The organism is Parviterribacter multiflagellatus, assembly GCF_056863265.1.
Window position 1 is genome coordinate 561,331 of the sequence record NZ_JBXPIZ010000002.1, and the last position, 18,774, is coordinate 580,104.

Sequence of the window (18,774 nt, forward strand, 5' to 3'; positions counted from 1 at the left end):
CCAGGCTACTTGCCCTGGTAGGTCGCCTTCCCGGGGCCGACGGTGAGGAACGACTCGACCGCGCCCTTGAGGTCCTCGGTCGCGAACAGGCCGCCGCCGATCTCGGGGACGAGCTGGTCGGCTGCCCGCGCGCCGCCCTCCTTCTGCGCCTTCACGAGCTCCTTCGTGGCCGCGTGGGCGAGCGTCGGGCCGTTGGCCAGGCGGGTCGCCAGCTCGCGCGCCTTGGCGTCGAACTCGTCCGCCGGCCAGACCTTGTTGACGACGCCCCAGTCCTTCAGCGTCTCGGCGTCGTAGAGCTCGCCGGTGAAGACGAGCTCGCGCGCGCGGTTGGCGCCGGCCTTCTCCGCCAGGCGCTGCGGGCCCCCCATGGACGGCGTCAGGCCGACGACGATCTCGACGAGGCCGAACTTCGCCTTGTCGCTCGCGACGATGAGGTCGCAGGCGAGCGCCAGCTCGAAGCCCCACGTGAGCGTGAGCGCGTGCGCCGCGAAGACGACGGGGAGCGGCAGGTCCTCGACGGCCTGGATCAGCTCCAGGCCCTTGCGCCACACGTCGCCGCCGGTCTCGGGCGTCAGGCCCTGGAACATGTGGACGTCGACGCCGCCCGTCCACGCGCGGCCCTCGGCGCGGATCAGCAGGCCGCGGGGCCGGTCGGTGCGGACCTGCTCGACCGCCGCGATCAGGCCGTCGAACACCGGCTGGTCGAAGAGGTTGAGCGGGGGCTTGTCGATCGTCAGGACCGCGAGCGGCCCCTCCGTCTCGAGCGTCCAGGGACCCAGGTGGTTCACGCGCGCAGCTCCTCTCCGGCGGCCTTGATGTCGTCCGCGTCCCCGGCCGAAGGGATCCACGGAAGCTCGAGCGGGTCGTCCGCGTAGCGCGGGATGACGTGGACGTGGAAGTGGAAGACGGTCTGCCAGGCCTGCTCGCCGCAGGAGTTGAGGAGGTTGATCCCGTCGGCGCCCAGCTTGTCCTTGGCGCGCTTGGCGACGCGCTGCGCCATGCGGGCGACCGCGGCGAGGTCCTCCGGATCGATCTCGAGCAGGTCGCGCGTGTGCTCGCGCGGGATGACGAGCGCGTGGCCGCGCGTCGCGGGGCTGATGTCCATGAAGGCGATCGTGCGCTCGTCCTCGTCGACCTTCGTCGCGGGGAGCTCGCCGGCGACGATCTTGCAGAAGATGCAGTCGGGATCCCGGGCCATGCCCGCGCACCCTAGTTGGGCGCGGGGCGCGGTGTAGTGTCGACCGCCTGATGGCGACGGACCTGCGACACACGATCGAGCACCTGACCACCTGGGAGCGCCCCTCCGCCTCGGAGGGCGAGCGCCGCGCCGCGGAGTGGATCGCGGCCGAGCTGCGCGAGCTGGGCTACACCGCGGACGTCGAGGAGGAGTCGGCGCACGGCACGTACTGGTGGCCGATCGGCCTGGCGACCGCCGCTGCGGGCCTCGCCGGCCTCGCCCGCCCGCGCGGGCTGCGCGGGCGCCTGGTCTCCGCCGCCGTCGCCGCCGTGAGCGCGCTGGCCGTGTGGGACGAGTGCGGGCTGTGGCGCGGCTACTGGACGCGCCGGTTCCTCCCCAAGCGCTCCACGTGGAACGTCGTGGGCCGCGGCGGCGACCCGGACGCGCAGCGCACGCTCGTGCTCGTCGCCCACCACGACGCCGCGCACACGGGCCTGGCGTTCGACTTCACCGCGGTGCGCGCGTACGCGGAGCGGTTCCCCGAGCGGGTCGAGAACGGCCGCGCGTGGCCGGGGACGATGAACCTCGTCTTCTACGGGCCGGTGCTGGTGGCGCTCGGCTCGCTGCTGCGGCTCAAGCGGCTCCGCGCGCTCGGGACGTTCCTCTCGCTGGGCAGCGCGGCGAACATGGCGAACATCGGCGCGTCGCAGGTCGTGCCGGGCGCGAACGACAACCTGTCCGCGGTGGCCGCGGTGCTGGAGGTGGCCAAGCGCCTGCGCGACGAGCCGCTGGACGGCGGCCTGCGCGTGCTCTTCGTGTCCACGGGCTCGGAGGAGTCGTTCGAGGAGGGCATGACCGCCTTCATCGAGCGGCACGAGCACGAGCTGCCGCGCGAGCACACCGACATCCTCGTGCTCGACACCGTCGGCTCGCCGCGGCTGATCATGATGGAGGGCGAGGGGATGCTCACCAAGCGCCCCTACTCCGGGCCGCTGAAGGACACGGTCGCCGCGGCGGCCGAGGAGGCCGGCGTCGAGCTCATCCGCGAGCACTGGCTCTCGTTCGGCTCCGACACCCTGATCACGCTGCGCAAGGGCTACCGCGGCGCGCTGCTGGCGTCGTTCGACGAGCACAAGCTCCCCTCCAACTACCACCAGCCGACCGACACGGCCGACCGGATCGACTACGGGACCGTCGAGGACGCGGTGAAGGTGGCGGAGGCGACCGCGCGGCGCATCTCCCGCGGCGACGCGGACTACGGGCCCGGCGTCGACGCCGCCGCGGACGCGGCGTAGGCCAGCGCGTCCTCACGGGTCGCGATCTCGCCGGCGTACTGGGCGGCGGCGAGCTCGTCGAGGACGCGGCCGAGGTCAGGCCCGGGCGTCAGGCCCAGCTCGCGCACGAGCTCGTCGCCGCGGACGAGCGGCGCAGGCGGGCCGTGCTCCTGCCAGGCGAGCGCCGGGCCGAGCAGCTGCGCGACGACGTCCAGGTGCTTGGCGATCGCCTCCTCGTGCTTGCGCCCGCGCGTCGCGAGGCGGTCGGCGATCGAGAGCAGCGTCACGTCGACGGTGACGGGCGTCGTGCGCTTGAGGTACTCGTGGATGCGGCGCGCGTCGAGCGGGCGGTGCCGGACGAGGAACCCGGCGCGCAGGTGGTGGCGCGTGAGCCCCTCGACGAACCGCTTGAGCTGCTCGGACGCACGCAGCCGCGTGAGGATGTCGCGGGCCATCTCGGCGCCGAGCTCGTCGTGGCCGGGGAAGCCGTAACCGCCCTTGGGGTTCGGCATCGCGGTGCGCGACTTGGCGATGTCGTGCAGGAGCGCGCCGAACCGCAGCGCGCCGCCGCGCGTGAGGTCGTCGGCGAGCGGCGCGTCGAGCACCGCGCGCAGCCCGGGGGCGTGCTCCTCCCCCTCCGGCCAGCCGGCGGCGGCGAACGCGGCCGCGGGGTCCCGGTCGAGGTCGACCGCGCGCTCCAGCACCTCCAGCGTGTGCCCGTGCGCGTCGCGGTGGTGGTAGATCGTCTGCTCGACGCCCTTCAGCGCGCCCAGCTCGGGGAGCACCGCCTCCAGCGCGCCGGTGCGGTCGGCGAGGTGGAGGCCGGACAGCGCGGCGTCGGCGGTGACGATCCGCTTGAGCTCGGCGAACACCCGCTCCTGCGCGACGCCCACCAGCCGGGCGGCCTCGGCCTCGGCCGCGTGCTCGGTGTCGGTGTCGACCTGCAGGCCCAGCTCGCACGCCTGGCGCGCGAGGCGGAGCACGCGCAGCGGGTCGTCGGCGAACGAGCGCGGGCCGACGGCGCGGAGGAGCCGGGCGTCGAGGTCGCGCGCGCCGTCGAACGGGTCGACCGGCGGGCCGCCCTCCAGCGGCTCGGCCATCGCGTTGATCGTGAAGTCGCGCAGCGCGAGGTCGGCGTCGAGGGAGCCGCCCCGCATCGGCGTCAGGTCGGCCTGCCAGGCGCGGTCGCGGCTCATCACGCGCCACGCGCCGAATGCGTCGGAGAGCTCGAACGACGGCCCGCCGACCGCCTTGCCCAGCGCGCGCGCCGCGGCCTTGACGTCGCCGTCGATGACGAGGTCCAGGTCGGGGGCCGCGCCGAGCCGCCCCAGGATGCGGTCGCGCACCGCGCCGCCGACGAGCCACGCGTCCGCGCCGCGCAGGGCCTCGCGCGCGACGGCGAGGGGATCGGGGGCGGAGGCCGTCACGCCGCGCCGCCCGCGCCGGCGGGGGCCTCCCCCACCGCGACCCGCGTCACGCGCGCGGTCAGGCCGGCGGTGATCTCGTAGTTGATCGTCCCGAGCCGCCGCGCGAGCTCCTCCGCCAGGATGCGCTCGCTGCCCTGCGCGCCGATCAGCACGGCCTCGTCGCCCACCTGCACGTCGGGCTCCGGGCCGAGGTCGACGGTGATGTTGTCCATCGAGACCGTGCCGACGACCGGGACGCGGCGGCCGCCGACGAGCGCCTCGCCGTTGTTCGTGTGGGCGCGGCGGTAGCCGTCGGCGTAGCCCACGGGGATCGTGCCGGTGTACGTCGGCTCCGCGGGCGACCAGCGGCGGCCGTAGCCGGCGGTCTGGCCGGGCTCGATCCGCTTCACCGCCGCGACGTAGGACGTCAGCCGCATGGCCGGCGTCAGGCCCCGCGCGAGCGGGTCGCCCTGGTACGGGTCGAGGCCGTAGATCGCGATGCCGCAGCGCACGAGGTCGAGCTGCGCGCGCGGATCGCGCAGCGTGCCGGGGCTGTTGGCGGTGTGGAGGATCAACCCAGGATCGTCGCGCTTGTACGGCGCGGCCCAGGCGAGGAACGCGTCGAGCTGCTCCCCCATGAACGGGTCCTCGGGCTCGTCGGCGGTCGCGAAGTGGGTCATGAGGCCGACCGGCCGGCCGACGCGCTCGACGACCGCGCTCGCGACCTCCGCGCTGCGCGTGCCGAGGCGGCCCATGCCGGTGTCGAGCTTGACGTGCACGCGCCCGCCCCCGCGCGCGGCGACCGTGTCGGCGAACTCGGTCGTCCACGCGACGACGTCGGCGCGGGCGGCCAGCGCCTGGTCGAGCTCCTCGCTCGACAGCGCGCCGAGGATGAGGATCGGAACGTCGTCGAGCCCCGCCGCGCGCAGCTCCGCCGCCTCCTGCGACGCGGCGACCGCGAGCCACGTCGCTCCGCCCCGCAGCGCCGCGCGCGCGGCGATCACGGCGCCGTGGCCGTAGCCGTTGCCCTTCACGACCGCGCACAGCGCCGCGCCGGGCGCGGCCTGCCGCAGCACCGCGCAGTTCGACGCGATGGCGTCCGTGTCGATCTGGGCGACGGCCCGCAGCACTACAGGTCGGCGATCGCCTCGAGCACGTCGAGCCGCGTGACCATGCCGACGTACCGGCCGTGCTCGACGACCGGGATGCGGTTGTGCTTGTGCTGGACGATGAGCCGCGCGGCCTCGCGCACGTCGGCGTCCGCGTCGACCGTGATCGGGTCCGCGGTCATCATGTCCTCGACGTCGTCGGCCGCGGCCTTCTTCAGGCGGTCCTCGAAGCGCTTGAGCGGCTCCAGGAAGACCACCCCGCCGAACAGGCTGATCATGTGCGGGAGCCGGAGGTCGCCCTCCTCGTCGCCGATGACCAGGTCGTTCTCGGTGACGATGCCGACGCAGCGCCCGCCCTCGTTGACGACGGCGATGCCCGTCAGGTCGTGCTCCTTGAGCCGGTGCACGACGGTCTCCACCGTGTCCTGCGGCGTGACGGTCGGGGCGTCGGTGTCCATGATCTCGCGTACGGTCGGCACGGCGGGAAGTCTATGTGGGCGTTCCCGTCATCGCCCCAGCGCATCGATCACGTCGGACGCGATCACGCTCTCAGCGCGGCGGTGCGTCGCGGCCCGGCGGCCGGCCTCGAGGTGGAGGCGTACGGCGGCGCAGGCGGCGGCGAACGGGTCGAGGCCCTTGCCGAGGAGCGCGGCGACGACGCCGGAGAGGACGTCGCCGGTGCCGGCGGTGGCGAGCGCGGGCGCGTTGCCGGGGCTGACGCCGACGCGGCCGTCGGGGGCGGCGACGAGCGTGTCGTCGCCCTTGAGCACGACGATCGCGCCCGCCTGCTCGGCCGCGGCGCGGGCGTGGTGCAGGCGCCGCTCCCCCACCGCCCGCGACTCGACCTCCAGCAGGCGCCCCAGCTCGCCGGCGTGCGGCGTGAGGACGGTCGGGGCGGTGCGGGCCGCGAGCGCGCCGAGGCGTCCGGCGTGCGCGTTGAGGCCGTCGGCGTCGAGGACGAGCGGGACGTCCGCGCGCGCCGCCAGCGTCCGCGCGAGCGCCACCGCGCCGTCGCTGCGACCGAAGCCCGGGCCGACGACGAGCGCGCCGCCACGCCGCTCGCTCTCGGCGAGGACCCGCTCGGCGCCGGCCTCGACGAGGTGGCCGTCGCGGTCGTCGAGCGGGATCGTCATGACCTCCAGCAGCCGCTGCTCGAAGACGAAGTTGAGCGAGGCGGGGACGCAGCACGTCACGTAGCCGGCGCCCGCCCGCATCGCGGCCTCGGCGCTCATGCACGGCGCGCCCGTCAGGCCGGTCGAGCCGCCCACGACGAGCACGTGCCCGGACGAGAACTTCGTCGACGCGGCGTCGCGTCCCGGGACGTCCGCGGTCGCACGCGGCGTGATCAGCCCGAGCCGCGGCCGCGGCGGCGCGCCGTCCGGGATGCCGATGTCGATCACGCGCACCGTCCCCGCGTGCCCCTTGCCGGGCGCGACCCACAGGCCGGGCTTGGCGCGGTGGAACGTGGCGGTGGCGTCGGCCTCGACGGCGATGTCGGCGATCTCGCCGGTGGACGCGTCGACGCCGGACGGCACGTCGCACGCCACGACCTTCAGCCCCTCGCGCGCGTTCAGCTCTGCGATCGCGGAGCGCACAGGCTCGCGCACCGCGCCGGCGAACCCCGTGCCGAGCAGCGCGTCGACCGCCACCGCGGCCCCGTCGAGCACGGCCGGGTCCCACGGGCCGGGCGCCTCGTCCAGCCGCTCGAGGTTCGCCCGCGCGTCGCCGCCGAACTTCTCCAGCGCCGTCGTGACGACCACGCGCACCTCCCGTCCCGCCTCGCGCAGGAGCCGCGCGGCCACGAACCCGTCGCCGCCGTTGTTGCCGCCGCCGCACAGGATCGCCACCACCCCACTCGGGGCCACCTCGGTGACGAGGTCGGCCAGCCCGGCGCCCGCGCGCTCCATGAGGTCGAGCGACGGGATGCCGCGCTCCTCGATCGCCCAGGCGTCGGTGGCGCGCATCTGCTCCGCGTCGGGGAGCGGGCTCAGCCCGGGCGGCAGCGCGCTCACCCGCGCACCATGGCGACCGCGCCGGCCATCCCCTTCGAGTGCGTCAGCGACACCTCGACGTCCTTCCCCGCGAGCGGCCCGTGGAGCACCAGCTCAGGCGGCCCGCCTCCGAGGACCTCGATGTCCTGCCACGACCACGCCTCCAGCCCCAGCGCCTTCGCCACGGCCTCCTTCGCGCAGAACCGCGCCGCCAGATGCTGCGCGGGCCGCGCCTTCCCCTCCGCGTACGCGCGCTCGCGGTCGGTGAACAGCCGCTCCGCGAGCCGCGGCCGCCGCTCGAGCGCGCGCTCCAGCCGCTCGATCTCCAGCAGGTCGATGCCGACGCCCATACGGCCCGCAACGCTACCTTCCCGAGCGTGCGCATCGGCGTGATCGGGGCAGGCAACATCGGCGGGACCGCCGCGCGGCTCTTCGCCGACGCCGGCCACGACGTGGTCATCGCCAACTCGCGCGGGCCGCAGACGCTCGCGGACGAGGAGGGCGACGGCGTGCGCGCCGGCACGGTCGAGGAGGCGTGCGAGCACGGCGAGGTCGTCCTCGTGGCGATCCCGCTGCGCGCCTACAAGGAGCTGCCGGCCGACGCGCTCGACGACACGATCGTCATCGACGCGATGAACTACTACCCCGGCCGCGACGGGCACATCAAGGACCTCGACGACGACGTCCTGACGAGCAGCGAGCTGGTCGCCCAGCACCTGGAGGGCTCGCACGTCGTCAAGGCGTTCAACACGATGGAGGCCGGCTCGCTCGAGGAGGAGGGCCGCCCCGCCGGCGACCCGCAGCGCCTCGTCCTGCTCCTCGCCGGCGACGACCGCGACGCCAAGCGCACCGTCCGCGACCTCATCGACGAGATCGGGTTCGACCCGGTCGACACCGGCTCGCTCGCCGCCGGCGGCCGGCTCCAGCAGCCCGGCTCGCCCCTCTACGGCGCCGAGCTCACCAGCGCCGAGGCGCGCGAGGTGCTGCGGTGAAGATGCCGATCAAGCGCAAGCCGCTGTACCTCGTCGTCTTCTGCATCTGCGCGCTCGTGGTCGTGTACGCGCTGGACGAGCGCTCGCAGCCCGAGCTGCCGTCCGCCTCCGACCGCGCCGCCGACCGCGTCGAGGCGTGCATCGAGTCGGGCCTGGAGCAGTACGACGACAGCGACACGGACCCCTACCTCGAGGACCAGACGCGCGACGACGTCAAGCTCTACTGGACCCGGGCGTGCCGGGAGCTCGAGAAGCGCCAGCTCCTCGAGCGCGGCGGCAAGCCCGCGCCGGCCAGCGAGCTGCGCCCGGTCGCCGCGGAGGTCCTGCAGGGCATGATCGACAGCGGCGAGCTGCCGCCGCCCGCAGGCGGCGGCTGACCCGACGACGCCGCCGCGCTACTCGACGGTGACCGTCTTCGCGAGGTTGCGCGGCTGGTCCACGTTGAGGCCGCGGGACCGCGCGATCGCGTAGGCGATCAGCTGCAGCGGGATGATCGCGAGCAGCGGCTGGAGCATCCAGTCGGTGTCCGGCACCCGGACGACCTCCTCGGCGTGCTCGCCGATCCCGACGTTGCCCTCGGTCGCGACCGCGATCACGTGGGCGCCGCGCGCGCGGACCTCCTGCATGTTCGACACGACCTTCTCGAGCACCGGCGAGTCGGTCGCGCTCACCACGACCGGCGTCGACTCGTCGAGCAGCGCGATCGGGCCGTGCTTCATCTCGCCGGCCGCGTACGCGTCGGTCGGGATGTACGAGATCTCCTTGAGCTTCAGCGCGCCCTCGAGGGCGACCGGCAGGCCGGCGTGGCGGCCGAGGTACAGGAAGAAGCCGCAGTGGCCGTGGCGCTCGGCGATCTCGCGGATCTGACCGCTGCCGTCCAGGCGCTCGACGAGCCCCTCGATCTGCTGCGGCAGCTCCTTGATGTCGTGGACGATCTGCGCGATCCGGCCGGGCGGCAGCGTCCCGCGCAGCTCGGCCAGGCGCAGGGCCAGCAGGTACATCACGGCGACCTGGCAGACGAACGTCTTGGTCGCCGCGACGCCGATCTCCTGCCCGGCGCGCGTGTAGGCGACCGCGTCCGCGTCGCGCGTGGCCTGCGAGCCCATCACGTTCGTGACCGTGAGGACCTTCGCGCCGCGCTCGCGCGCCAGCCGCATCGCCGCCAGCGTGTCGGCCGTCTCGCCCGACTGGGAGATGCCGATGACGAGGTCCCCCTCGCCGACGACCGGGTTCGCGTAGCGGTACTCGGAGCCGATCTCGACCTGCACCGGGATGCGCGCCCACTCGGTCATCGCGTACTTGCCGATGAGGCCCGCGTGGTAGCTCGTGCCGCAGGCGAGGATCACGACCCGCTTGGCGTCGCGCAGGAGGTCCTCGTCCAGCTCGGCGGAGAAGTCGACGCCGGTGCCGCTCAGGGTGCGGTCGCCGATCGTCTCGGCGACGGCCTCCGCCTGCTCGTGGATCTCCTTGAGCATGAACGTGTCGTAGCCCTGCTTCTCGGCCGTCGTCTGGTCCCAGTCCAGCTCGGCGACGTCGCGCTCCAGCGGCTCGCCCTCGGGCGTCATGACGATCGTCTCGTCGCGGCGGATGACCACCAGCTCGCCGTTCTCGATCCACTGCACGCGGCGCGTGTCGGAGAGGAAGGCGGAGACGTCGGAGGCCAGGAACCGCTCGCCGTCGCCGACGCCGACGACCAGCGGGCACTCGCGGCGCGCGCCGACGAGCGTCTCCGGGTCGTCCTTGTGCATCGCGACGAAGGAGAAGTGGCCCTCCAGCTCGTTGTACGTCCGGCGGACGGCCTCGGGGAGGTCGCCGGCGGCGAGGTGGTGGGCGATCAGGTGGGCGATGACCTCGGCGTCCGTCTCGCTCGTGAACGTCGCGCCCATGTCGCGCAGGCGCTGGCGCAGCGGGACGTAGTTCTCGACGATGCCGTTGACGACGACGTGGACGGCGTCCTGCGTGTCGGTGTGCGGGTGCGCGTTCTCCTGCGTCACCCGGCCGTGCGTGGCCCAGCGGGTGTGGCCGATGCCGATCGTGCCGGCCTCCTGGGCGGTCGCGACGCCGCCGTCGCCGGCCGGGACCTGCGCGAGCGCGGTCTCCAGGTTGGCGAGGTTGCCGACCGCGCGGACCGAGTCGATGTCCCCGTCGTGGAGGACGGAGACGCCTGCCGAGTCGTACCCGCGGTACTCGAGGCGCTTGAGCCCCTGCAGGAGCAGATCCTGCACGGGGCGGTTGCCGACGTAGCCGACGATCCCGCACATGGCGCTGTCCTTTCGCTTGGGGCCTTCCGGGGAGGTTTCGAGGGTAGCGGCGCGGGTCCTGCGACCCGCGCGTGCGTCAGGTCACACCGGTCGCGGTCGCCTCGACGACCGCGACGAGCCGGGCGCACACCTCGTCGGCCTCCTCGGCCGTCGGCGCCTCGGTCATCACGCGCACGAGCTGCTCGGTGCCCGACGGGCGGACGAGCACGCGCCCGCGGCCCTCGAGGGCCTGCGTGGCGGCCTCGATCGCGCTCGCCAGCTCCTCGGAGCCCATGGCCGCATCGCGGTCGGCGACCTTCACGTTCACCAGCCGCTGCGGGAGCTTGCGCATCGCCGTGCGGTCGGCCAGGTCGCCGCCCTCCAGCGACTCGAGCGTCAGCAGCGCGGCGGCGATGCCGTCGCCAGACGGCACGAAGCCCATGTCGATGATGTGGCCCGACTGCTCGCCGCCCAGCGCCCACGCCTCGCCGCGCGCGCGCAGCTCCTCGAGCACGTAGCGGTCGCCCACCTTGGTGATCGCCGTCTCGACGCCCGCCTCGCGCATCGCGTTGTGGAAGCCGTAGTTCGTCATCACGGTGACGACGACGCCGGCCGCCTTGCGGTGGAGCACGGCCAGCGCGAGCAGCTCGTCGCCGTCCACGACGACGCCGTTGCGGTCGACGGCGAGCACGCGGTCGCCGTCGCCGTCGAAGGCGAAGCCGATGTCGTGGCCCTCCATCCGCGCGGCGAGCGCCTCGACGTGCGTCGAGCCGCAGCCGTCGTTGATGTTGCGGCCGTCAGGCTGCTCGGCGACGACGGTGACGTCCGCGCCAAGGCGGCGGAAGATCTCCGGACCGACCTTGTACGTCGAGCCGTTGGCGCAGTCGAGCAGGACCTTCACGCCCGTGAGGTCCAGGCCGGCGAACCGCGTCTGCAGCTCGCGCAGGTAGTCCTCCTGCGTGCCGTGCAGCGCGCGGATGCGGCCGATGCGCGCAGTGCCGGCCGGCGGCGCGGCCGGGTCGAGCCGCTGCTCGATCGCCAGCTCGGTGGCGTCGGAGAGCTTGAAGCCGTCCCCGCCGAAGAACTTGATGCCGTTGTCGCGGTACGGGTTGTGGGACGCGGAGATCACCGCGGCCAGGTCGAACCCGTACCGGTCGATCAGCAGCGGCGCCGCGGGCGTGGGCAGGACCCCGCCCAGCAGCACCTCACCGCCCGCGGCCGCGATGCCCGCGGCCAGGGCGGCTTCGAGCATCTCGCCCGACTCGCGCGTGTCGCGGATGACGAGCACGCGCGGCCGGGGATGCTCCCCCGCGATCTCGGCCGTGGCGGCACGGCCGAGCGCGAGGGCCAGATCTGCGGTGAGAACCTCGCCCGCGACACCGCGGACGCCGTCGGTGCCGAAGAGCTTGCGCGCCACCCGCTAGCGCTTGGAGAACTGCGGGCGCTTACGGGCCTTCTTGAGGCCGGCCTTCTTGCGCTCCTTGGCGCGCGCGTCGCGCGTCAGGAAGCCACGGCGCTTCAGCTCGCCACGGAGGTTCGGATCGGCCTCGAGCAGCGCGCGCGAGATGCCGTGACGCAGCGCGTCGGCCTGCGCGGACACGCCGCCGCCCTCCATGCGGGCGATGACGTCCATGCGCTCCTCGTACCCGACGACCTCGAGGGGCTGGCGGATGTTGCGCTGGAGCGTCGGGCGCGGGAAGAACTCGTCGAGCGTCTTGCCGTTGATCGTGTAGGCGCCGGTCCCCGGGACGAGGATGACGCGCGCGATCGCGGTCTTGCGCTTGCCGGTGGCGGTGTAGCGGGCGCCGGCGGTGAGGTTGATCTCGACCTGGGCGATCGGCTGATCGTCGGCCTCGTCCTCTTCCTCGGCGGAAGCCTCGGCGTCGAGCTCGTCGTCCTCGCTGTAGCCGTAGCGGGAGGCGTCGGAGTCCTCGGTGACGATGTCGACCTCGAGGTCCATGCCCGGGATGGCCGGCTTCTCGCGCGGCGCGACGGGCTCGTCGTCCTCGTCCTCCTCGACGTCGGCCTCGTCGGCCTCGGCGCCGGCGCTCGCGGCCTCGTCGGCCTGGCTGCGTGGCGTCTCGGCGTCGACGGTGTCCTCGCCGGGCGCATCGGTGTTGGCGGCGGCCTCGGCGCCCTCGGACGCCTGCGCGGCCGCGGAGGTCTCAGCGGCCTCGGGGGCCTCCGACGGAGTCTCCGGCGTGGTCTCCTCGGGCTCCTGCGTGTCTCCGCTCACTACTTCTCGATCTCCATCGGGGTCGGCTGCTGCGCCTGATGCGGATGATCCGGGCCCGCGTAGACCTTGAGCTTGGTCAGCTGCTTGCGGGCGAGGCGGTTGCGGGGGAGCATCCCCTTGACCGCCAGGCGGATGATCTCCTCGGGCCGGCGCTCCATCATCTCGTCGAAGGTCCGGACCTTCAGACCGCCGGGGTAGCCGGAGTGGCGGTAGTACTTCTTGTCGGAACGCTTGTCACCGGTGACGGTGATCTTCTCCGCGTTGACGACGACGACGAAGTCCCCGGTGTCGATGTGGGGCGTGTACTCCGGCTTGCGCTTACCGCGCAGGGCATCGGCGATCTGGGTGGCGAGTCGACCGAGCGTCAGCCCGGTCGCGTCCACGACGAGCCAGTTGCGCTCGCGGTCGGTGGGCTTGGCGACGTAGGTCTTCATGGGCGTGCAAAGGGCCGCGCGTGGAGCGCGACGCGACCAGGCAGCATAGCCGCTTGCACGCAGAGGGCCGGGACGACTCCCGTTGAAACCCATCATCGTCGATGCGGCGGCTCGTGGCAATGGCAGTGCTCGTGGGGCTTTGCGCCCTCCCGGGCGCGGCCGGCGCCGCGGGCCCCGGCGGGGCGCAGTACGGCGTGGCCGCGCCGTCGGTCACCTCCTGGGCCTGCCGGACCGTCTGCGTCGACGCTCATGCCGCGCGTGTCGGCGGCCTCCTGCGTCTGCGGGGAGCCGCGCTGCGCGGCGTCGCGACCGTCACGTTCCTGGGAGGGCGTGGCGGTCGCGACGACGTCGTCGCGCGGGCGCTGGAGACGTCGCCGCGGTCGCTCGTCGTCCAGGTCCCGCCGCGGGCGGTCTCCGGGCCGGTCCGCCCGGCCGGCGGCCGCGCCTCACGCCGACCGGTGCGCATCGCCGCGCCCGCGACCGGCGCGGCCGAGCCCGTGACCGACCTCGCCGCCCTCCCCCACGCGTTCCCCGTCGCGGGCGCGTACACGTACGGCGCGGCGGAGGCCGCGTTCGGCGCGGGCCGCGCCGGGCACACGCACCAGGGCCAGGACGTGCTGGCGCCCTGCGGGACGCCCCTGCGCGCTGCGTTGGCGGGCGTCGTGCGGTTCAGCGCGTTCGAGGAGGACGCCGGGCACTACCTCGTGGTCGACGCCGAGGGCACGGACATCGACTACGTCTACATGCACCTGACGGCGCCCGCATCCGTCGCGCGGGGCGCCGCCGTCGGCGTCGGCCAGACCGTCGGCGCGGTCGGCACGTCGGGCCGCTCGAGCGGCTGCCACCTGCACCTGGAGCTGTGGTCCGGGCCCGGCTGGTACGAGGGTGGGGCGCCGTTCGACCCGCTCCCCACCCTCCGCGCGTGGGAAGGCGCTACGCGACGATGATCGCGATGCCGCTCACGATGAGCACCGCGACGATCGCCCCGGCGAGGAGCGCGAGCGCGAGCCACGGCGCCCGCGCGCCCTCCCCCGCCCGGCGCGCCTCGCCGTAGCGGGTCGCGCCGAGCACGCAGAACGAGAAGCTCGCGGTCACCAGCACGGCCGCGACCGGGGCGATCACCGCCAGCTCGACGAGGTTCACGACGACTGCGGGGCCGGGGCGGTCAGGGCGGGCCCGCGCGCGAGGCGCCGGCCGAACATCGCGGCGATGAGGCCGAGGACGGCGAGCGACACGACGATCGGGCCGAGGGCGCCGTCGCCGAAGATCGCGCTGATGCCGTAGGCCAGAGCGCCGATGGCGCCCGCCGCGGGCAGCGTGAGGACCCAGGCGACCGCCATGTTGCCCGCGACGCCCCACCGGACGGCGGAGAGCCTGCGCGCCGCGCCGGCGCCCATCACGGAGCCGGAGATGACGTGCGTCGTGGAGAGCGGGTAGCCGAGGTGCGACGCCGCGAGGACGACCGCCGCGCCGGCGCCCTGGGCGCTGAAGCCCTGGGCCGGGTCCATCTTGATGATGCGCGAGCCCATCGTGCGGATGATCCGCCAGCCGCCCGAGTACGTCCCGAGCGCGATCGCGGCCGCGGACGAGACCACGACCCACAGCGGCACGTCGAAGTCGCCGCCGGAGGAGTCCAGGTGGCCGCTGGCGATCAGCGCGAGCGTGATGATGCCCATCGTCTTCTGCGCGTCGTTCGTCCCGTGCGCGAGCGAGAACATCGCGCCGGTGATGATCTGGCCGTCGCGGAAGCCGCGGTTCACCGGCCCCGGTTGGAGGCGACCGATGATGCGGTAGGCGATGAGGATCGCCAGGCCCGCCGCGATGAAGGCGATGATCGGCGCCACGAGGGCCGGGATCACCACCTTGTGGAGCAGGCCGTCGCCCAGGACGGCGTCGGGGCCCGCCGCGACGAACGCCGCGCCCGCGACGCCGCCGATGAGCGCGTGCGACGAGGACGACGGCAGTCCGAAGTACCAGGTGGCGAGGTTCCAGGCGATCGCGCCGATCAGCCCGGCGAACACGATCGTCGTCGTCACCACGTCGGCCTCGACGATGCCCTTCGCGACCGTCGCGGCGACCTCCAGCGAGATGAACGCCCCGGCGAAGTTGAGGATCGCCGCCATGGCGACCGCCGACTTGGGCGACATCGCGCGGGTGGAGATCGACGTCGCCACCGCGTTGGCGGTGTCGTGGAACCCGTTCGTGAAGTCGAAGGCCAGCGCCGTCGCGACGACGATGACCAGGATGATGTCGGCGTCCACCGGACCTACGAGTTCTTGATGACGATCGATTCGAGGACGTCGGCGACGTGCTCGGTCGCGTCGATCGCCTCCTCGAGCCGCTCGAAGATGTCCTTCCAGCGGATCACGACCATCGGGTCGACGCCCTTGTCGAAGAGCGAGGCCATGCCCTCGCGCATCAGGCGGTCCCCGTCGTTCTCGAGGCGGTGGATCTCGACCACGTAGTGCGAGATGTCCTCGAAGGCCCGCATCCGCGGCATCGCCTTGGCGACCTGCACGCACGCGTCACGCAGGATCTGCGTGAGCCGCTCGGCGGGGTCCATGGGCGCCTCGACCTTGTAGAGCACGAGGAAGTCGGCGACCTCCTCGGCGAGATCGACCACGTCGTCCATCGCGGACGCGAGGGCGATGATGTCCTCGCGGTCGATGGGCGTGACGAACGTCTGGTTGAGCCGGTGGAGGATGTCGTGGGTGATCCGGTCACCTTCCTGCTCGGCCAGGAGGATCTCCCGGCCGAGGGCAGCGGTGTCCGGAAACCCGCGGAACATCTCGTGGAGGAGCTCCGCGCCTCTCACGAGGTTGGCGGCGGCTTCCTCGAAGAGGTCGAAGAACTCACGGTCCTTCGGGGCGAAGACCTGGGAAAGGCGAACCACGGCGTGCGAGTGTAGGTGAAGGCCGTGTCAAGACCATGTCAACGCGGTCCTGCCCACCTCGCATGCCGCCCACGCACACCCGCCGAAACGACGCGACCGCCCCGGAGGGCGGTCGCGGTGAGGCTCGGTCAGCGGGCCTGGGGCCCTACTCCCATTCGATCGTGCCTGGGGGCTTGCTCGTGATGTCGAGGACGACGCGGTTGACGTCGCGCAGCTCGTTGATCATCCGCGAGGCGATCTGCTCGAGGAGGTCGTACGGCAGGCGGGCCCAGTCGGCCGTCATGGCGTCGTCGGAGGTGACGGCGCGGATGACGACGACGGAGCCGTAGGTGCGCTCGTCGCCCTGGACGCCCACCGTGCGGATGTCGGGCAGCACGCAGAACGACTGCCACAGCTCGCGGTACAGGCCGGCCTTGCGGATCTCGTCCTGGAGGACGTAGTCCGCGTCGCGCAGGAGGTCCAGGCGCTCCTTCGTGGCCTCCCCGCCGACGATGCGGATCGCCAGGCCCGGGCCGGGGAACGGCTGGCGCCAGACGAGCCGCTCGGGCATGTCCAGCTCCGCGCCGACCGCGCGCACCTCGTCCTTGAAGAGGGTCCGCAGCGGCTCGACCAGCTCGAACTGCAGGTCCTCGGGCAGGCCGCCGACGTTGTGGTGCGACTTGATCGTCGCCGCGCCGGTGCCGCCGCCCGATTCGATGACGTCCGAGTAGAGCGTGCCCTGGACGAGGTACTTGGCGTCCGAGAGCTTGGCCGCCTCCTCCTCGAAGACGCGGATGAACTCGGCCCCGATCAGCTTGCGCTTGGTCTCGGGGTCGGTGACGCCCTTCAGCTTGGCGAGGAACCGCTCCTCGGCGTCCACGTGCACGAGCGGGATGTGGAACTGGTCGCGGAACGTCTTGACGACCTGCTCGCCCTCGTTCTTGCGCATGAGGCCGTGGTCGACGAAGACGCACGTCAGCTGGTCGCCGACCGCGCGGTGCACGAGCACCGCCGCCACCGACGAGTCGACGCCGCCCGACAGGCCGCAGATCACGTGCCCGTCGCCGACCTGGTCGCGGATGCGCTGGATCTGCTCCTCGACGATCGACGCGGCCGACCACTCCAGGTCGGCGTGGCAGACGTCGCGCAGGAAGTGCTTGAGCACGTCCTGCCCGTACGGCGTGTGGACCACCTCGGGGTGGAACTGGATGCCGTACATCTGCTTCTCGGTCGACTCGAACGCCGCGACCGGCGACTGCGTCGACGACGCCAGCGCGGTGAACCCTGGCGGCGGCGCGAACACGGTGTCGCGGTGCGACATCCAGCACGACTGCTCGTGCGGGAGCCCCTTGAAGAGGACGCCCTCCTCGCGCACGGTCAGCTCCGAGCGCCCGAACTCCCCCACCTCGGCGCCCTGGACCTTGCCGCCGAGCGACAGGGCCAGGAGCTGCATGCCGTAGCAGATGCCGAGCACGGGGATGCCGAGCTCGAGCAGCTCGGGATCGAGCTTCGGGGCGCCGTCGGCGTACACGGACGCGGGCCCGCCCGACAGGATGAGCCCCTTCGGGTTGCGCTTGCGGACCTCCTCGGCCCCCACGTGGTACGGGAGCAGCTCGCTGAACACCCCGCACTCGCGTACGCGGCGCGCGATGAGCTGCGAGTACTGCCCGCCGTAGTCCAGGACGACGACCTCGTCGACCGCGCGCGGCGGCTCGACCTCGAGGACGCTCTCGTCGACGACCTCGGTGGCCGCCGTCGCGGCGGTGACGATGTCGGTCATCCAGCGATCAGTTGTTCGAGCTCACCATCGCCGGCTGGGCCGGATCGATGGCGTTGCCGTTCGGGGCCGGGGCCGGGGCGGACGAGCCGCGCGCACCCATGCCGACGCCCTGCGCCGACTGGAGCTGCTTGCCCTCGGTCTGGAGCGCCGGGGCGACCATCAGCTCGGCCCGGTTGAACTCGGCGATGTCGGCGTAGCCGCAGGTCGCCATCGAGGTCCGCAGGCCGCCGAACAGGTTGAACGTGCCGTCGTTCTCGCGGGCGGGGCCGACGAGGATCTCCTCGAGCGAGCCGTTCTGCGTCGTCGCCACGCGCGCGCCGCGGGGGAGCGTCGGGTGGAACGTCGCCATGCCCCAGTGGAAGCCGTGGCCCGGCGCCTCGTACGCCCGCGCGAGCGGGGAGCCGATCATCACGGCGTCCGCGCCGCAGGCGATCGCCTTCGCGACGTCGCCGCCGTTGCGCATGCCGCCGTCAGCGATGACCTGCGAGTACTCGCCGGTCTCCAGCATGTGCTGCGAGCGGGCGGCCGCGACGTCCGCGATCGCCGTCGCCTGCGGGACGCCGATGCCGAGCACGCCGCGCGTCGTGCAGGCCGCGCCCGGGCCGACGCCGACGAGCACGCCGGCCGCGCCGGTGCGCATCAGGTGCAGGCCCGTGTGGTACGAGGCGCAGCCGCCGACGACGACCGGCACGTCGACCTCGCGGATGAACTCCTTGAGGTTGAGCGGCTCGGTGGTCTTGGAGACGTGCTCCGCGGACACGACGGTGCCCTGGATGACGAGGATGTCGAGGCCGGCCTCGAGCGCCATCTCGTAGTGCTCGGAGACGCGCTGCGGCGTGAGCGAGGCGCAGACGACGACGCCGTGCTCCTTGATCTCACGAATGCGCTGCGCCATCAGCTCGGGCACGAGCGGCGCCTTGTAGATCTCCTGCATCTCGCGCGTCGCCTGCTCCTTGGGGAGCTTGGCGATCCGCTGCAGCATCTCGTCGGCGTCCTCGTAGCGGGACCAGATGCCCTCGAGGTTCAGGACGGCGAGGCCGCCCAGCTTGCCGATGACGCCCGCGGTCTCGGGCGACACGACGCCGTCCATCGCGGAAGCCATGAGCGGCAGCTCGAAGCGGTAATCGCCGAGCTTCCAGCTGATGTCGACGTCGTCGGGATCGCGCGTGCGTCGTGAGGGCACGATCGCGATGTCGTCGAATCCGTAAGCGCGGCGGGCCTTCTTCCCGCGACCGATCTCAACTTCCATGGCGCGATCCTAAG

At 73.2% G+C, this 18,774-nt stretch carries 20 protein-coding genes; 4 read left to right on the forward strand and 16 right to left on the reverse strand.

All coding sequences use genetic code 11. The features are described from left to right. Positions 1-5: 5 nt before the first annotated feature. Both AC1UE5_RS06310 and AC1UE5_RS06315 read right to left on the reverse strand, forming a co-directional pair. Positions 6-788: an enoyl-CoA hydratase/isomerase family protein gene (locus tag AC1UE5_RS06310; protein WP_482921255.1), complete on the reverse strand. Its 783-nt coding sequence runs from the start codon at positions 786-788 to the stop codon at positions 6-8. After that, positions 785-1,198, reverse strand: coding sequence for an HIT family protein (locus AC1UE5_RS06315; protein WP_482921257.1), 414 nt, complete (start codon positions 1,196-1,198; stop codon positions 785-787). The genes AC1UE5_RS06310 and AC1UE5_RS06315 overlap by 4 nt, the downstream gene beginning before the upstream one ends. 50 nt (positions 1,199-1,248) lie before the next feature. On the opposite strand from AC1UE5_RS06315, the gene AC1UE5_RS06320 reads away from it, so the two are divergent. Continuing rightward, the gene (locus tag AC1UE5_RS06320; protein WP_482921259.1) at positions 1,249-2,472 is read left to right on the forward strand and encodes a M28 family peptidase; all 1,224 of its coding nucleotides are present in this window, start codon (positions 1,249-1,251) and stop codon (positions 2,470-2,472) included. Here AC1UE5_RS06320 and AC1UE5_RS06325 read toward each other — a convergent pair. From AC1UE5_RS06325 to AC1UE5_RS06345, 5 genes are read right to left on the reverse strand one after another with little or no spacing between them, the layout of a single operon-like run. Continuing rightward, positions 2,433-3,878: a tRNA nucleotidyltransferase/poly(A) polymerase-related protein gene (locus tag AC1UE5_RS06325; protein ID WP_482921261.1), complete on the reverse strand. Its 1,446-nt coding sequence runs from the start codon at positions 3,876-3,878 to the stop codon at positions 2,433-2,435. The two genes, AC1UE5_RS06320 and AC1UE5_RS06325, sit on opposite strands and share 40 nt — an antisense overlap. Beyond that, the gene (gene alr / locus AC1UE5_RS06330; protein ID WP_482921263.1) at positions 3,875-4,987 is read right to left on the reverse strand and encodes an alanine racemase; all 1,113 of its coding nucleotides are present in this window, start codon (positions 4,985-4,987) and stop codon (positions 3,875-3,877) included. Before alr ends, AC1UE5_RS06325 begins: the two co-directional genes overlap by 4 nt. Beyond that, complete coding sequence (locus AC1UE5_RS06335) at positions 4,987-5,445, reverse strand: CBS domain-containing protein (protein WP_482921265.1); 459 nt, start codon at positions 5,443-5,445, stop codon at positions 4,987-4,989. Before AC1UE5_RS06335 ends, alr begins: the two co-directional genes overlap by 1 nt. Before the next feature lie 27 nt (positions 5,446-5,472). Further along, the gene (locus AC1UE5_RS06340; protein WP_482921267.1) at positions 5,473-6,978 is read right to left on the reverse strand and encodes an NAD(P)H-hydrate dehydratase; all 1,506 of its coding nucleotides are present in this window, start codon (positions 6,976-6,978) and stop codon (positions 5,473-5,475) included. Next, complete coding sequence (locus tag AC1UE5_RS06345) at positions 6,975-7,307, reverse strand: holo-ACP synthase (RefSeq protein WP_482921269.1); 333 nt, start codon at positions 7,305-7,307, stop codon at positions 6,975-6,977. Before AC1UE5_RS06345 ends, AC1UE5_RS06340 begins: the two co-directional genes overlap by 4 nt. Positions 7,308-7,334: 27 nt before the next feature. Here AC1UE5_RS06345 and AC1UE5_RS06350 point away from each other — a divergent pair, with 27 nt between their 5' ends. After that, positions 7,335-7,949 (forward strand): NADPH-dependent F420 reductase, encoded by a 615-nt coding sequence (locus AC1UE5_RS06350; protein ID WP_482921271.1) that lies wholly within the window; start codon positions 7,335-7,337, stop codon positions 7,947-7,949. Further along, a complete protein-coding gene (locus AC1UE5_RS06355) occupies positions 7,946-8,326 on the forward strand; it encodes a hypothetical protein (RefSeq protein WP_482921273.1) in 381 nt (126 codons plus the stop codon). Before AC1UE5_RS06350 ends, AC1UE5_RS06355 begins: the two co-directional genes overlap by 4 nt. An 18-nt stretch (positions 8,327-8,344) precedes the next feature. Here the strand turns inward: AC1UE5_RS06355 and glmS are convergent, their stop codons facing one another. The 4 genes from glmS to rplM all read right to left on the reverse strand — a co-directional run bounded on the left by glmS (position 8,345) and on the right by rplM (position 12,859). Further along, positions 8,345-10,210, reverse strand: coding sequence for a glutamine--fructose-6-phosphate transaminase (isomerizing) (glmS, locus tag AC1UE5_RS06360; protein WP_482921275.1), 1,866 nt, complete (start codon positions 10,208-10,210; stop codon positions 8,345-8,347). Positions 10,211-10,286: 76 nt separating this feature from the next. After that, positions 10,287-11,606 (reverse strand): phosphoglucosamine mutase, encoded by a 1,320-nt coding sequence (gene glmM, locus AC1UE5_RS06365; RefSeq protein WP_482921277.1) that lies wholly within the window; start codon positions 11,604-11,606, stop codon positions 10,287-10,289. Positions 11,607-11,609: 3 nt separating this feature from the next. Further along, the gene (gene rpsI / locus AC1UE5_RS06370; protein ID WP_482921506.1) at positions 11,610-12,149 is read right to left on the reverse strand and encodes a 30S ribosomal protein S9; all 540 of its coding nucleotides are present in this window, start codon (positions 12,147-12,149) and stop codon (positions 11,610-11,612) included. Positions 12,150-12,424: 275 nt separating this feature from the next. Next, positions 12,425-12,859, reverse strand: a complete 435-nt coding sequence (gene rplM / locus AC1UE5_RS06375; RefSeq protein ID WP_482921279.1) for a 50S ribosomal protein L13 — start codon at positions 12,857-12,859, stop codon at positions 12,425-12,427. A gap of 131 nt (positions 12,860-12,990) precedes the next feature. On the opposite strand from rplM, the gene AC1UE5_RS06380 reads away from it, so the two are divergent. Next, positions 12,991-13,806, forward strand: a complete 816-nt coding sequence (locus AC1UE5_RS06380; protein ID WP_482921281.1) for a M23 family metallopeptidase — start codon at positions 12,991-12,993, stop codon at positions 13,804-13,806. On the opposite strand, the gene AC1UE5_RS06385 is transcribed toward AC1UE5_RS06380, so the two are convergent. The 5 genes from AC1UE5_RS06385 to AC1UE5_RS06405 form a co-directional block, all read right to left on the reverse strand. After that, entirely contained in the window at positions 13,793-14,002 is a 210-nt protein-coding gene (locus AC1UE5_RS06385) for a hypothetical protein (protein WP_482921283.1), read from the reverse strand. The two genes, AC1UE5_RS06380 and AC1UE5_RS06385, sit on opposite strands and share 14 nt — an antisense overlap. After that, complete coding sequence (locus tag AC1UE5_RS06390; RefSeq protein WP_482921285.1) at positions 13,999-15,120, reverse strand: inorganic phosphate transporter; 1,122 nt, start codon at positions 15,118-15,120, stop codon at positions 13,999-14,001. The genes AC1UE5_RS06385 and AC1UE5_RS06390 overlap by 4 nt, the downstream gene beginning before the upstream one ends. Before the next feature lie 5 nt (positions 15,121-15,125). After that, entirely contained in the window at positions 15,126-15,752 is a 627-nt protein-coding gene (locus AC1UE5_RS06395) for a DUF47 domain-containing protein (RefSeq protein WP_482921287.1), read from the reverse strand. 145 nt (positions 15,753-15,897) lie between these two features. Beyond that, positions 15,898-17,511, reverse strand: coding sequence for a glutamine-hydrolyzing GMP synthase (gene guaA / locus AC1UE5_RS06400; RefSeq protein WP_482921289.1), 1,614 nt, complete (start codon positions 17,509-17,511; stop codon positions 15,898-15,900). Positions 17,512-17,518: 7 nt separating this feature from the next. Further along, positions 17,519-18,760 carry a GuaB3 family IMP dehydrogenase-related protein gene (locus AC1UE5_RS06405; RefSeq protein WP_482921291.1) on the reverse strand — a complete coding sequence of 414 codons (1,242 nt, stop codon included), beginning with the start codon at positions 18,758-18,760 and terminating at the stop codon, positions 17,519-17,521. Positions 18,761-18,774: the final 14 nt, after the last annotated feature.